Source organism: Arthrobacter sp. UYP6 (genome assembly GCF_040547315.1).
In the GTDB taxonomy this organism is placed as follows: Bacteria; Actinomycetota; Actinomycetes; order Actinomycetales; family Micrococcaceae; genus Arthrobacter_B.
Window position 1 is genome coordinate 102,439 of record NZ_JBEPPM010000015.1, and the last position, 14,248, is coordinate 116,686.

Below are 14,248 nucleotides of genomic sequence, written 5' to 3' on the forward strand. Positions count from 1 at the left end.
TTCTTCTCGTGTCTAACGTCGAACGATGGAGCGCAGCAGTCGCAGGGCAACCGAGAGTGATGCCATGTCATCGTGCTCGAGCTTGTTCACATCTTCGAACATCACCCGGGCCCGCTCCAAATTATCGGCGTTCTGCTTTTCCCACGCTTCGACCCGCTTCAGCGGGTCCTCCCCCGCCTGCCCGGCGGTGGCTGTCAGGGCCGCCACCGTCATGTCAGCCACGGTGGAGTACAGATCGTCCCGCAGCGCTGCTCGTGCCAGGGCCTGCCAGCGGTCACCGCGCGGCAGCTTGGTGATGCGTTCAAGAAGGTCATCAACCCCGAACCGCTCGTAGATGGCAAAGTACACGCCCGCCACGTTGGCGGCCGGCTCGTCCACCCGCTTCCCGGTCAGCAGCGCAATGTCCAGCAGGCCAAAGCTCTCGAACAGTTCGGCCCAGTAGGTACCCAGCCCCTCGGGCACCTGCCATTCGCGCGAGCGTTCCAGTGCTGTCTGGAAGCGTTCCAGATCACCGCCGCGCAGGTAATCGAGGATGTCGGCGCGCAGCGGGCCAACAATCGGCTTGAACGCTTCAATGTCCTCGTGGATGGAGCTTCCGCGGCCCACATGGTTGACGAACCAGCGCACGGCCCGGTCCAGCAGCCTGCGCATATCCAGGTGGATGGTTGTCCAGTTTTCCGTGGGGAAGCTGGCCGGCAGGTCGTTCAGTTCTGCCACGACGCCGTCGATCTCGTAGATCTCCCGCAGCGCAGTGAACGCCCGCGCCACCATGGATTCCGTAGCCGAAGTTTCCTCAATCACACGGAAGGCAAAGGTGATCCCGCCAATGTTGATGATGTCGTTGGCCACCATGGTGGAGATGATTTCCCGGCGCAGCGGATGGGTATCCAGCTGATCCGCAAACCGCTCCACGAGCTGCTTCGGGAAGTACCGGCGCAGGGTGTCGCTGAAGTAGGGATCGTCGGCGAGATCGGACTTCGTCAGCGCCTTGGTCAGCTCGATCTTGGCGTAGGCGGCCAGCACCGAAAGTTCCGGAGATGTCAGCCCTTCGCCAGCCGCCACCCTGGCGCGCAGTTCCTCGTTGGTGGGCAGCGCCTCCAACTCGCGGTTCAGATCAGCGTGCTTTTCAAGCCAGTCCATCAGCCGCTCAAAGCTGGGGCTCCACTCGATGACGTGCCGGCGGTCGTTGAGCAGGAGCATGTTCTGGTCCTTGTTGTCCTGCAGGACCAGACGGCCAACCTCGTCAGTCATGGAGTGCAGGAACTCGGCACGCTCCTCCGGATCCAGCCTGCCGGCAGCAACCATCCGGTCAACAAAGATCTTGATGTTGACTTCATGGTCCGAACAGTCAACGCCCGCGGAGTTGTCGATGGCGTCGGTGTTGAGGATGACGCCGGCACGGGCGGCTTCGATGCGGCCGCGCTGGGTCATGCCCAGGTTTCCGCCTTCACCGATGACTTTGACCCGCAGGTCCCGGCCGTCCACCCGAATGGCGTCGTTCGCCTTGTCGCCCACCGCGGTGTGGGTCTCCGTGGAGGCCTTCACATAAGTGCCGATACCGCCGTTGTACAGCAGGTCGGCCGGTGCCTTCAGAATCGCACGGAGCAGGTCCGGAGGGCTCATCTTGGTCACTGTTTCGTCCAGCCCGAGCACCTTGCGCACCTGCGGACTCAGCGGAATGCTCTTGGACTGGCGCGGGAAGACCCCGCCGCCTTCACTGATCAGCGAGGCATCGTAGTCTGCCCAGGAGGAGCGGGGCAGTTCGAAGAGCCTCCGCCGTTCGGCGTAGGAGGCCGCCGGGTCCGGGTTCGGATCCAGGAAGATATGGCGGTGATCGAAGGCCGCCACCAGTTTGACCTGCTCGGACAGGAGCATGCCGTTGCCAAAGACGTCGCCGCTCATGTCGCCAACTCCGACGGCGGTGAAGGGTTCGGTCTGGGTGTCCACACCCAGCTCGCTAAAGTGCCGTTTGACGGATTCCCAGGCACCGCGGGCAGTGATACCCATGGCCTTGTGGTCATAGCCAACGGAGCCGCCGGAGGCGAAGGCGTCACCCAGCCAGAAGCCGTAGTCGGCGGACAGGGCATTGGCAATGTCGGAGAAGGACGCAGTGCCCTTGTCCGCTGCCACCACGAGGTAGCTGTCGTCACCGTCATGGCGGACAACACGCTGGGGAGGAACTACCTGTTCTTCGCCGTTTTCAGAGACCACCAGGTTGTCGGTAATATCCAGCAGCGCACGGATAAAGGTCCGGTAGCTTTCCTTGCCCTCCTCCATCCAGGCGGCGCGGTCCACCGTGGGATCCGGCAACTGTTTGGCGTAGAAGCCGCCCTTGGCCCCGGTCGGCACGATGACCGCGTTCTTCACCGTCTGCGCCTTGACCAGGCCGAGGATTTCGGTGCGGAAGTCTTCGCGCCGATCGGACCAGCGCAGCCCGCCGCGGGCAACCTCGCCGAAGCGCAGGTGCACGCCTTCCACGCGCGGAGAGTAGACCCACACCTCGTATTTGGGGCGCGGGAACGGAGCACCCTCAATGGCCGCTGTGTTCAGCTTGAAACTGACGTACGGCTTGTCCTGGTAGAAATTGGTGCGCAGGGTGGAGTTGATCAGGTTGGCGACGGTGCGCAGAACCCGATCAGCGTCCAGGGTGGGAACCTGCTCCAGGCCGGAATCCAGCGCTGCACGCGCCGACTCTTCGGCGGCCGTGCGGTCATCCTCGGAGAGGTCCGGATCAAACCGTGCTTCGAACAGGGCAACAAGTGCGCGTGCCACGTCCGGATTGCGGCGCAGCGTGCCGGCAACAAATCCGTACGAATTGGTGTTGCCCAACTGGCGCATGTACTTGGCGTAGCTGCGCAGAATGACCACTTGGCGCCAGGAAAGTCCCTGCTCAAGGATCAACCGGTCAAAGTAGTCTGACTCGCTGGCTCCGGACATTCCGGCACGGAAAGCCTCTGCCAGCAGTGAGCCGGTCTTCACCGGGTCCAGTCCTGCCGGATACTTCAACCCCAGATCGTAGAGGTACAGCGAGATGCCGTCTCCCCTGCGGATTTCGTAGGGACGTTCGTCCAGCACTTCCAGGCCCAGGTTGTGCAGGGTCGGCAGCAGCTGCGTCAGCGACCGCGGCTCCAAAAGGTACAGCTTCAGGCGCGCGTCTTCGCCGTCGGCGCCAGCGCGCTCGGGGACGTAAACGAACAGCTCGGGGGCCGATTCGGGCGAGGCCAGACGCGCCTCGAAGCGGTCGATGTCCTCCAGAGCGTCCTCGACCTCATAGCCGACACGGTAGTTTTCGGGGAAAGCTTCGGCCCATACCTCCGCCAGGCGTTCGGCCTCACCCCGGCTGTACTTGGCCCGGACAACTTCACTGATGCCTTCGCTCCAGGAACGGGCGGCCTTGACCAGCCGCTGTTCCAGCGCGGCCGGATCGATGTCCTTGATTTCGACGCCGCGCGGCAACCGGATACGGAAGAAGATACGGGCCAGCGCCGACTCGGTCAGCCGAGTTTCGAAGTCGATGGAGTCAGCGTTGAAGCTGGAGCGCAGTTCATCCTGGATGCGCAGGCGGACAGAGGTGTTGTACCGGTCCCTCGGAAGGAAGACCAGAGCGGACATAAACCTGCCGTACACGTCCGGACGCAGGAACAGCCGGGTGCGGCGCCGTTCCTGCAGCCTCAGGATGCTCTGGGCCGTCTCCTGCAGCGTCTCCACGTCAATCTGGAAGAGCTCGTCACGCGGGTAGGTCTCCAAAATGGAGAGCAGGTCCTTGCCGGAGTGTGAGTCGGCAGGAAAGCCTGCACGGCGCATGACTTCGCGGACCTTGTCCCGGACGATCGGCACGTTGCGCACCGAGCCGGTGTAGGCGCCGGTGGAGAAAAGACCGATGAACCGGCGCTCGCCGTTGACGTTGCCCTGTGCATCGAATCGCTTGATGCCGATGTAGTCCAGGTAGGCCGCCCGGTGGACGGTTGAACGGGAATTGGCCTTGGTGATCACCAGGGCGCGCCTTTCCCGGGCTTTGGCCCGGCCGGCGCTGGTCAGGTGTTGGACGCGGCGGGCGCCCGAGGCGCGGCTCAGCAGGCCCAGGCCCGTGTCCTCGCTGACGCGCAGCAGATCCTCGCCGTCTTCGGTGATGAGGTCGTATTCGCGGTAGCCCAAAAAGGTGAAGTTGCCGTTGTCCAGCCAGGAGAGCAGCTCGCGCGCCTGCTGGAGATCAGGGATATCGCCGACATTTGCGGCGTTCTCCAATGACCGGGAAACCTCATGGACCTTCGCCCGCATGGCCGGCCAGTCAGCGACGGCCAGGCGCACGTCTTCAAGGACCTTGCGCAGTCCCTCAACAAGCTCAGTGCGCTGCGCCTCGTCGGTCAGGCGTCCGATTTCGATGGCGATCCAGGACTCCACGCGGGTGGTCTCATGCTGGTTTCCCAGCAGGCTGGAGAGATTGGGCAGGGCGGCGGTGTCTCCGCTGGAAACGCCTGCCGAAGCGGGTACCCGGTGCACCGACTGCAGCTCGCCGGTTTCCCGGTCACGGCTGGCCAGGAAGGTGGGGTGCACCACGAGCCTGATGGCTGCGTTGCGACGCACAACTTCAGCGGTCACCGAATCGACGAGGAACGGCATGTCGTCCGTGACGATCAAGATGATGCTGGCATCGCCCTGATCGAAGAGATCGACTGCGGCGTGCCCCTCGGGCCGCACCATGCCCAGAACGCGATGACGCTCAGCCCTTTCATGCAGGGCCGACGGCGGATAACCGTCTGCGTCTTCCTCCGCCAGATGCTCGTAGTAGTTCCCTATGAAATCATCCAGGGAATCGTCAGTACCTGTGAGATCCGGAATACGGGATCCAGACGACATTTAATACGCCTCCGTTGTTGCCTTCTTTGCGACCCGCTTCTTTGCGGGTGGCTTTACTTGAGCCTATCCCGCAAGGATGAAAAGGTCACTTTGCAACAGACGCGACCCGCCTTACGCGCCGCCGGGTGGGGACCCGCACATTTGCCAGTGCCGCTATTGCGTGGCGTAACGGCGATGAGGGCGCCGTTTCCAGCAGGGCGGACCCGGCCAACAGCGCTGCATCAACGGTGGAAAACTCAGCCGGCAGGAAGGCCGTTACTGGCAGTCCCGGGCCAAAGCGTTCCCATGCGTCGCGCAGCTGGCGCTCCGGGGAACGCCCCACTGACGATGAGCGGACTTTGTTCAGCACCACCTTTGGTGCCGCCCCGGGGACAGCGGCCTGCAGCTCGGTGAGGGCGCGGACGAGGCGGGGAACCCCCACAGAATCAGCCGCCCCTACGGCAAAGACGGTATCGGCCAGTTCAAGGGCCCGCAGCGTGGCCCCGTTTCGCCGCGGTGCCATGGTGTCGAAGCTCAGTTCTTCGTCTGCCTCGAGACTGAAACCGCAGTCGATAATGATCAGGTCCGCTGCCTTCCGCGCCTGCTCTACCACCAGGCCCAAAGCTGTGGGCCGCAGCTCGATCCAGCGGTCCGACCGGGTAATCCCGGTGAGCACCAGCAGCCGCTGGCCGTTCATGGACACATTAAGAGTGCTGCGGATCAGCGACTCGCTGTCCAGGAGGCCTTGGTCCGCGAGCCGGCAGGCTTGTGCCACGCCTGCCGATTCATCAAGCAGCCCCAAATATGCGGCAACGGAAGATCCGTAGGTGTCAGCGTCAATCAGGAGCACGGTTTTCCCTGCCGCCGCCGCTTCAGCGGCAAGATTGACGGCGAGCATGGTCCGTCCGGGGGCACCAGCCGGTCCCCATACGGCTATGACGGACCCGTCCGCACGGGCCGGACCGGTTCCGATTTCCTCCCCTTCGTCAGTATTGGGCCGTTCCGGGCTGTCCGGCGGTGTGCCTGGACGGCCAGGTGACCTGCTGTCAGCTTCGAGGGACCAGGTGCGCAGCGCTCCTGCCGGATCGGCGAGGAAGGCAGAGCCGGAGTGCCCGTCCATCCGGTCCACCGCATCGGTAACCAAACCGGAAAGGAGTTCCGGTGTTGATGCCCGGGAGGCGTGAAGAATGCCCAGTGCGTCAAGGCGCCGCTGCGCCCCGTCCTCATCAGCCAGCACAAGCAGCGCCACGCCCGAAGCGGCAAGCCGTTCCGCCAGCGCCGCTGTCACCTCGCCGGCGTCGTCCGTCATGATGGCTGCGCGCGCGATACCGCTCTGGCATGCGGCTATGAGCTCGGGCATCTCGGCGCAGCGGCGCACCACGGTGACGGGACCATGCAGGCGCTCCAAGTCCTGAACGAGGGTCCCTACCCCGCTGCCCACGGTCACAACGGGGATATTCATGATCCCGCGGACGGGTTGAGGACCACCGCTATCTTGGCGCCGTTGGACTGGGCGCTGAGCAGGGTCGGGAGGTCCTCGTCTTCCACCAGGACAAGGATCTGTGTGGCCCGGTTGGCTCCGAGGACTGACTCATCGATGCTGAGCTCGGAGATTTCCGCTCCCGTCAGAATCTGTTTCGGTTCTTTGAAGCCGTTGCGCTCATCCGGCATGGCCGACCACACGTCCACGCGTGATCCGGCCTGTGTTCCGGTCGGCAGCGGGTCATCGACGCGCAGCCCCACCGGTTTGCGGTCCAGCTCATCGGCTCTGCCCAGATCGCTGCGGGACAGGAGCTCGCCTTTCCTCAACAGTGACGACGCAACTGCGCTCTCCGGAATGCCGCCGGCGACGGGGAGGTAGGAGCCTTCAACGTCGCCGAGGCGTACCGACACCACGGCAAAATCCTCTGATGTGACGGGGGTCCCCAGCGGAATAGCCTCGTCAACCGCAAAGACCTCTGTGGTCTGATCCGCTGAGCCGACGAGTGCGACTACACCTGCAGTGGAGGCGAGCACCAGCAGGACTCCCAGCAAAAGGCGCGGATCTTTCCATGACGGCTTTTTCAAACGAGGCGCGGGCGCCTGCATGCTTGATGCGAGACTCATTCTTCCCCCTGATTTTCCCCCTGGCGGCACCGATGTCCTGGACCGCAGGGTCCAGGACGGGCAATCGCTGCCATTGTTGACTACAAATCGATGGAAAGAAACGGTGATTTTCGGAAAACTTCAAAGTGTGGATAACCTGACGTGCGCAGCAGGAGGGATGGGAGACTGTATGCGAGAACGCAGCCGAAGAATGTGCAGCAGAGGGATACAGAGGTGGATACGTGGCTGAGAAGAGGTTCCTGACGCTGGCAGATGTCGGAGAGGTGCTGAACATATCCTCGTCCCAAACGTATGCCTTGGTGAGGTCAGGAGAACTCCCGGCCATACAGATCGGCGGGCGAGGTCAATGGCGGGTGGAATCACGCGTATTGGAGGAGTTCATTGCCGACGCCTACCGCCGTTCCGCCTCCGTTCAGCGCGAAGAAACGTCCCAGGGCGTTCTGCCTGAGCCGTAGGGCCAAGGAGCAGGGCAGCCCCCTCTGAACATTTTCCGGGGGAATGCCCGGGAACAATGAGGTCCCTCAGCGGACAGAGCAGACTGCCGCCACCGCATGCAGCGGCAGCGCATAGACGCCGAGGACATTCTGCTGGCGGCGGGGTTCGCCGCGGAGAATGAGCGAAAGCTCAAAAAAGTCCTTTCCCACCCGGTCCACGCTGCCGTCCAGGGCTGCGGCCGGCGGAGCCCCGGCCGGATACACCCGAACGGACGCCCGGTCGCGCGAAAGCCCCCGCAATGCTGATCCGAGGCCCAGCCTGGCCACGGGGGCATCCGCTGAGGAAAAGCGGTCCATTCCGGCGATGAACTGAACATGCCCCAGCGCGATGACGGACGAGCGCCCGCTTCCTTCCAGGGCTATCCATCCCCGGCCCACATGGCTGAGCACTCCCTCAAAGGCTCCAGGCAGTCCCATATCCACCTTCAGGAGCCTGCCGGTCTGGCTGTGCAGTCTCCCAGCCAACTCCATGGCCGCAAAGTCCGTCCTGAGCCGTTCGGAAACCTCCGAATCCTGGACCGCTTCCCGGGCGGAAGCCAGTTGAGCCTCCATGTCAGCAAAAAGAGCATCCCATCGCATGTGCACAGGCTAACGGCTGCCACAGGTGTCAGCTACGGACGGTCGCCTCAAACAATCTCAAAATCACCCTAGACACTGCCATGCCCGGCATGTAGACAAGTCTCACCAAACACGCTTCAACACGGCAAACAGCATTGAACAAAGTTAAATCGCATCAAATGACATCAAACAGACCAAAAACCTGGAATCGGCCACCCGGCCGGGCGAGAAAGGGGCAGACCTGTGAGGCATCTTCTACGGGATCTGCTGACGTTGGCTGCGTGCGCCGCTGCGGCCGCCATACTGGTGTGGGCCGGATTGGCAACCCGGCCGAACTTTGCAACTCTCCTCCACGGCACGGTTTCTTCGCTGCAGCAACTCGCCGGTTTTGCCGCCGCGGCGGCCGGAGTCGCTCTCGCCCTGTGGTGGTGCACCGCACTGATTCTGGCTCTCGCATCAGCGGCCCTGCAAAAAGCCGGGCATGCTGCTGCGGCAGCTGCTGCCGGAGCACTGGCCCCCGCGTTTATGAAAAGAATCGCTGCCACCATTATCGGTCTGAACCTCGTCACCGGCATCGGAGCAGCGCAGGCAGCGGAGACGTTCCCGGCCGCGGGCCCGCCGCAGAGCCTGTCCGTGCTGCAACAGCCCACGGACGCCGTCGTCCATCCGCAGTGGGAGCCCACGGACACACTGCGAACGCCGGGGAACCCGCTCCCGGAGATCCCGGGTATGTCCGGTGCCGGAGCGGAGCAGGCCGCCGACCCCCCTAGCCCACAGTGGAAGCCGCGGGCGCAGCAATCCGCAGACAACGTGTTTATTCGTCCGGGACGGTCCGACGCCGTCTCCCAGAGAGCGGTGCGCGAAGGCGATTCGCTGTGGAGCCTGGCAGCCGAGCAGCTGGGACCGCAGGCGTCGGACGCGGAGATCGCTGCTCAGTGGCCCCGCTGGTACGAACGGAACCGTGCGGTGATCGGCGACCAGCCGAACCTGATCCTGCCCGGACAGGTCCTTGAGATACCCGAGGTTCCCGAAGTACCCCGGCAATGACCTGACATTTCTTCCGGCCTGGGCCCACACGGCTCCCGCCCACATCCCAGTAACCGCCGCTCTGCCAGAGCCGGCACGCAGGAAAGGACAGCCACCATGACCACAGTGATCACCTTCCCCGTTCAAGGAGAAGCAGATGAGCTTGCCACGGCCTCGGGGGCTCCACGTCCCTGGACCGTGCGCCGCATCCCCGTTACCGGTTATGCCCTGACCGGCGCTCCCCCCGTCAAGCTCCGTCCGCGTCCTGCGCCGGTTCCCGCCGACTCCGAGACCGCACCCGGTCCCGGGACTCTGGATCCTCCGCGGTGGCACAGCGATCCTGCCGATGATTCCCGGGTGGACGCCATCGCCAGATCCGTCACCCAGGCGGCACTTGAGGTGCTGGGCGGAACCCGACCGTTGCAGCAGATGGTCCGCTGGTTGGATCCGGCCAGCTTCGAGCGTCTGCAGCTGCGGGCAAACCTCGTCCGAAGCAGGGCCGTGCCGGGCGCCGGAGGACGCGCGAACAGCCCTCGGGTCCCGGCTCCCACCCCCGCGCGCCTGCACCGCCAGGTACTGATCCGCTGCTGCCGGATCTGTCCCGTCTCGGAAGGCGTTTACGAGGCGTCGGTGGTGGCTGCGGAACAAAACAGAGTCCGCGCTGCGGCTCTGAGAATAGAGCTGCGGCGCGGACTCTGGAAAATCACGGCTTTGGAAATCGGCTAAGCCGCACTATGGCCGCCGCTGACGCTACTTGCGGCGCTTGGTCTTCTTCGAAGCAGGCTGAGCTGCCTTTCGCGGCTTGCCTGCTGATGACCCCGCTGCGCCGGCCTTCGCCGGCTTATCCGAGGCCGCGCGTTCCACGCGGGTTTCCACTCCGCCTTCACTGTTCGGAGCCGAGAACTGCAGGCTGGCAGGGCGCTGCGGCGCATCCAGGCCCGCAGCTGTGATCGTCGGCTGGCCCAGAGCGCCTCGTCCGTCCTTGAGTCCGGCAAGCGCAGGCGGAACATCCGCTGAGGGCTGGTTGACCTTCACCTCGGCGTTGAACAGGTAGCCGATGCTTTCCTCGCGGATGGCTTCGGTCATCGTCTGGAACATGACAAACCCTTCGCGCTGGTATTCCACCAGAGGGTCACGCTGGGCCATGGCGCGCAGCCCGATACCTTCCTTGAGGTAATCCATCTCGTAGAGGTGTTCCTGCCACTTGCGTCCGATCACCGAAAGCACCACCCGGCGCTCCAATTCACGCATGGCGGGAGCGCCCAGCGCTTCCTCACGTGCCTTGTAGGCGAGCTTCGCATCGGACAGGATTTCTTCCTGCAGGAATTCCCGGGTCACCTTGGACCGTCCACCGGCTTCCTCGACCACCTCATCGATGGTCAGCCCCACCGGGTAAAGGGTCTTGAGGTTAGTCCAGAGCTGCTCGTAATCCCAGTCATCGCCGTGGCCCTCAGCTGTTGCCTCGTTGACGATCGAGGTGACGACGTCTTCGAGGAAGAAGCCGATCTTTTCCTGGAGGTCATCTCCTTCCAGGATCCGGCGGCGGTCGCCGTAGATGGCCTCACGCTGGCGGTTCAGGACGTCGTCGTACTTCAGGACGTTCTTGCGCTGCTCGGCGTTCCTGCCCTCAACCTGTCCCTGTGCGTTCTGGATGGCTTTGGAGACCAGCTTCGATTCCAGTGCAACGTCGTCCGGCATCGAGGAGCTGTTCATGATCCGTTCTGCGGCACCGGAGTTGAACAGGCGCATCAGGTCATCGGTGAGCGAAAGGTAGAAGCGTGACTCACCGGGATCGCCCTGACGGCCGGAACGCCCGCGCAGCTGGTTGTCGATGCGGCGTGATTCGTGCCGCTCGGTGCCCAGTACGTAAAGGCCTCCGAGTTCAATGACTTCCTGCTGCTCGGCTGCCACGGCTTCGCGTGCCTTCTCAAGGGCATCCGGCCAGGCGGCTTCATACTCGTCCGGATTCTCATTCGGATCCAGGCCGCGCCGTTCCAGCTCTGCGATGGCATTAAACTCGGCGTTTCCGCCGAGCATGATGTCCGTACCTCGCCCGGCCATGTTGGTCGCTACGGTGACGGCACCCTTGCGTCCTGCCTGGGCCACGATGGCCGCCTCACGCGCGTGGTTCTTGGCGTTAAGGACCTCGTGGCGAATTCCGGCCTTGGCCAACTGCTTGGAGAGGTACTCGCTCTTTTCCACGCTGGTGGTTCCCACCAGGATCGGCTGCCCGGCGGCATGGCGCTCGGCAATGTCCTGGACAACGGCGTCGAACTTGGCAATTTCGTTCTTATAGATCAGATCGGACTGGTCGATCCGAGCCATCGGCTTGTTCGTGGGGATGGGCACCACGCCCAGCTTGTAGGTGCTCATGAATTCCGCGGCTTCGGTCTCGGCGGTACCGGTCATGCCGGCGAGCTTTTCGTAGAGCCGGAAGTAGTTCTGCAGGGTGACCGTTGCCAGCGTCTGGTTTTCGGCCTTGATGGTCACGCCTTCTTTGGCCTCGATGGCCTGGTGCATGCCCTCGTTGTAGCGGCGCCCGGCGAGGATTCGTCCGGTGTGCTCATCAACGATCATGACCTCGCCGTTGAGGACCACGTAGTCCTTGTCGCGCTTGAAGAGTTCCTTCGCCTTGATGGCGTTGTTCAGGAAGCCGATCAGCGGCGTGTTGGCGGCCTCGTAGAGATTAGAGATGCCGAGGTAGTCCTCGACCTTTTCGATGCCTGCCTCCAGGACACCTACGGTGCGCTTCTTCTCATCCACCTCATAGTCAGTGTCCAGCTTCAGCCGCTGCACCACCTTGGAGAACTCGGTGTACCAGCGGTTGACGTCGCCGCTCGCGGCTCCGGAGATGATCAACGGTGTGCGGGCCTCGTCAATGAGGATCGAGTCCACTTCATCAACGATGGCGAAGTGGTGGCCGCGCTGGACCAGCTCGGCGGCGCTCCACGCCATGTTGTCGCGCAGGTAATCGAAGCCAAACTCATTGTTGGTTCCGTAGGTGATGTCCGCGTTGTACTGCTCGCGGCGGGTGGCGGGGTCCTGGTTGGACAGGATGCAGCCGCTGGTCATTCCCAGGAAGCGGAAGACACGGCCCATCAGGTCCGACTGGTATTCAGCAAGGTAGTCGTTGACCGTCACGATGTGGACCCCGCGCCCGGTCAGGGCGTTGAGGTAAGCCGGCGCAGTCGCAACGAGGGTCTTGCCCTCACCGGTTTTCATTTCCGCGATGTTGCCGAGGTGCAGCGCAGCGCCGCCCATCATCTGGACGTCGAAGTGACGCATTCCCAGGGTGCGTCCCGCTGCTTCGCGGACTGCCGCAAATGCCTCGGGCAAAAGATCATCCAGGCTCTCGCCGTCGGCGTAGCGCTCCTTGAACCGGTCTGTCTCCCCCCGAAGCTCGGCGTCCGACATGCCCCGGTACTCATCCTCGAGCACGTTGATCGCATCGGCGTAGTTGCGCAGTGTCTTCAGCGTCTTCTTATCGCCTGTACGAAGAACCCGTTCGAGTAGTGATGCCACTGATTTGCTCCCAATCTAGTGTTGCCTAATTCTGGCGTCCCCAGTCTACGTGAGAGACGTTTGGCGGAGTGCCGATGTTCCCGCAGCGGGGCTATTCCCGGGATACTGCCAGTTTTAGTTCCTGGGCCAAATCCCCCGATGGTTTTACGATAACGCCGTCAAGCCCCAGCCAATCTGCCATCATACGTAGTTCCGCGGCAAGCTCAACGGCTGTATGGATCGGGGCGCCTTCTTCGCGGTGAGCGGCCTGCACCAACAGGGCTCCGTTGGGGCGGTCCGCTTTCAGGTCCACCCGGGCCGCAAACCCTTCGCCCAACAGGAAAGGCAGCACGTAGTAGCCGTAGCAGCGCTGATCCGGCGGGGTATAGATTTCTATCCGATACCGGAAGCCGAAGAGCGCCTCGAGCCGCTTCCGTTCAAAGACCAGGGAATCAAACGGGCTCAAGAGAGCCCGTGCGGTGGATTTGCGTGGAATAACAGCCTCTGCATGCAGATATGCCGGAGACTTCCAGCCCTTCACCACCACCTCGCGGAGCTGGCCTGTCCGGACAAGTTCCGCTGCTGCGACGGCAGTCTCGCGGTGAGGGAGCCGGAAGTAGTCCGCAAGACACCGGACGGTTCCCAGTCCGTGGGCACGGGCAGCTAGTTCCGTCAGACGCAGCATTGCTTCCTGCGGTTCGGATGGTTCCAGGGCCGCTTCCCCCGCCGGGTGAACAGAAGCCGTAGGCGCATACAACCGTTCAAACTGCGGCGTGCGTCCTGCTGAGCTGAGGAGTCCGGTGGCAAAAAGGTCTTCGAGAACCCGCTTTGACGCGCTCCAGTTCCAGCCCCAGTTGCTGGAGTCTTTGGGCGCCGCACCATCGAGCCTGGCTGATATTTCCCGAGCTGTCAGCGCAGGCCCATCCCCGAGAAGCCCCAGGATCTGTTCGCTGAGCCGATGCTTCAATTCCGGCGGCAGCGAGTGTGCCGTCATCCAGACGCGGCGCTGGACAGTGCGCAGATCTGCGAAAAGCTCGGGCCGGATGTAGCTGGCCTCATGGGCCCAGTACTCAACCATCTTTCGTGGCGCTTTGGACGCGAGCTTGTCGGGTATAGCGGTGTCGTAGGGCCCGAGCCGCGAAAAGAGCGGCAGATAATGACTTCGGGAGAGCACGTTCACTGAGTCGATTTGCAGGAGCTGAAGACGCTGAACCGTTCGCTCCACTGACCTCCCGTTCAGCTTCTCAGGCCGCCCCCGCACGAGTCCTTGGGCACCCAGCGCAGTCAGCCGCGCCTGCCGGGGCGAGAGAATCAGGGTCATATCGCCATCCTAGGTGCCCTACAGGAGGTTTTTTGACAGTGCCCGATCCGTGGCCAGTGAAGCGCGACGACGGGCTCCCGGCAATTGGGCTGATCCCATCGGTGTTGGCTGGAAGTTACGTTGGACGGGAGAAGGGCTGGCCGGACGGGAGCAGAGCTGGCAAGACGCGACCTAACGGCGGCGGGGCGTGCGAAGTGGAAATTTAGAAGGGCGGTGGATCATCGCCGTAATCGTCAGGGTTTGAGTCCCGGGTGCCTGCGGCAGGCACTTCTCCGGACTCCCGGTTTCGCTGTGCCTGGCCCGGAGCGAGACTGAGGTGGGGTTCGGTACGGTAGATCCTCCCGCCCGGCGAGGTCCACTCAATCACCCCGGGCCTGCTCTGCCATGCTTTCCAAAACCCCCGAGT

Annotated in this window: 10 protein-coding genes; 3 read left to right on the forward strand and 7 right to left on the reverse strand. The window is 63.3% G+C overall.

Features of this window, described 5'->3' with window-relative positions:
* Window positions 1-12: 12 nt before the first annotated feature.
* The 3 genes from ABIB35_RS13600 to ABIB35_RS13610 all read right to left on the reverse strand — a co-directional run bounded on the left by ABIB35_RS13600 (window position 13) and on the right by ABIB35_RS13610 (window position 6,942).
* On the reverse strand, window positions 13-4,857 hold the full coding sequence (locus ABIB35_RS13600; protein ID WP_354182220.1) for an NAD-glutamate dehydrogenase: 4,845 nt from the start codon (window positions 4,855-4,857) through the stop codon (window positions 13-15).
* A gap of 85 nt (window positions 4,858-4,942) precedes the next feature.
* Complete coding sequence (locus ABIB35_RS13605) at window positions 4,943-6,298, reverse strand: CpaE/TadZ family protein (RefSeq protein WP_354182222.1); 1,356 nt, start codon at window positions 6,296-6,298, stop codon at window positions 4,943-4,945.
* Window positions 6,295-6,942, reverse strand: coding sequence for a hypothetical protein (locus ABIB35_RS13610; RefSeq protein WP_354182224.1), 648 nt, complete (start codon window positions 6,940-6,942; stop codon window positions 6,295-6,297). Before ABIB35_RS13610 ends, ABIB35_RS13605 begins: the two co-directional genes overlap by 4 nt.
* A gap of 221 nt (window positions 6,943-7,163) precedes the next feature.
* Between ABIB35_RS13610 and ABIB35_RS13615 the strand changes: the two genes are divergently transcribed.
* Window positions 7,164-7,397 (forward strand): helix-turn-helix domain-containing protein, encoded by a 234-nt coding sequence (locus ABIB35_RS13615; RefSeq protein WP_354182226.1) that lies wholly within the window; start codon window positions 7,164-7,166, stop codon window positions 7,395-7,397.
* A 66-nt stretch (window positions 7,398-7,463) separates the two neighbouring features.
* Here ABIB35_RS13615 and ABIB35_RS13620 read toward each other — a convergent pair whose 3' ends face one another.
* The gene (locus ABIB35_RS13620) at window positions 7,464-8,015 is read right to left on the reverse strand and encodes a hypothetical protein (protein ID WP_354182228.1); all 552 of its coding nucleotides are present in this window, start codon (window positions 8,013-8,015) and stop codon (window positions 7,464-7,466) included.
* A 222-nt stretch (window positions 8,016-8,237) separates the two neighbouring features.
* Between ABIB35_RS13620 and ABIB35_RS13625 the strand changes: the two genes are divergently transcribed.
* Window positions 8,238-9,041: a LysM peptidoglycan-binding domain-containing protein gene (locus ABIB35_RS13625; protein WP_354182230.1), complete on the forward strand. Its 804-nt coding sequence runs from the start codon at window positions 8,238-8,240 to the stop codon at window positions 9,039-9,041.
* A gap of 96 nt (window positions 9,042-9,137) precedes the next feature.
* A complete protein-coding gene (locus tag ABIB35_RS13630) occupies window positions 9,138-9,746 on the forward strand; it encodes an Rv3235 family protein (RefSeq protein ID WP_354182232.1) in 609 nt (202 codons plus the stop codon).
* A gap of 24 nt (window positions 9,747-9,770) precedes the next feature.
* On the opposite strand, the gene secA is transcribed toward ABIB35_RS13630, so the two are convergent.
* The 3 genes from secA to ABIB35_RS13645 all read right to left on the reverse strand — a co-directional run.
* Window positions 9,771-12,542, reverse strand: a complete 2,772-nt coding sequence (gene secA, locus ABIB35_RS13635) for a preprotein translocase subunit SecA (RefSeq protein WP_354182234.1) — start codon at window positions 12,540-12,542, stop codon at window positions 9,771-9,773.
* A gap of 91 nt (window positions 12,543-12,633) precedes the next feature.
* Window positions 12,634-13,842, reverse strand: coding sequence for a winged helix-turn-helix domain-containing protein (locus ABIB35_RS13640; RefSeq protein ID WP_354182236.1), 1,209 nt, complete (start codon window positions 13,840-13,842; stop codon window positions 12,634-12,636).
* 202 nt (window positions 13,843-14,044) lie between these two features.
* On the reverse strand, window positions 14,045-14,248 hold a 204-nt coding region (locus ABIB35_RS13645), incomplete at its 5' end, for a hypothetical protein (RefSeq protein WP_354182238.1).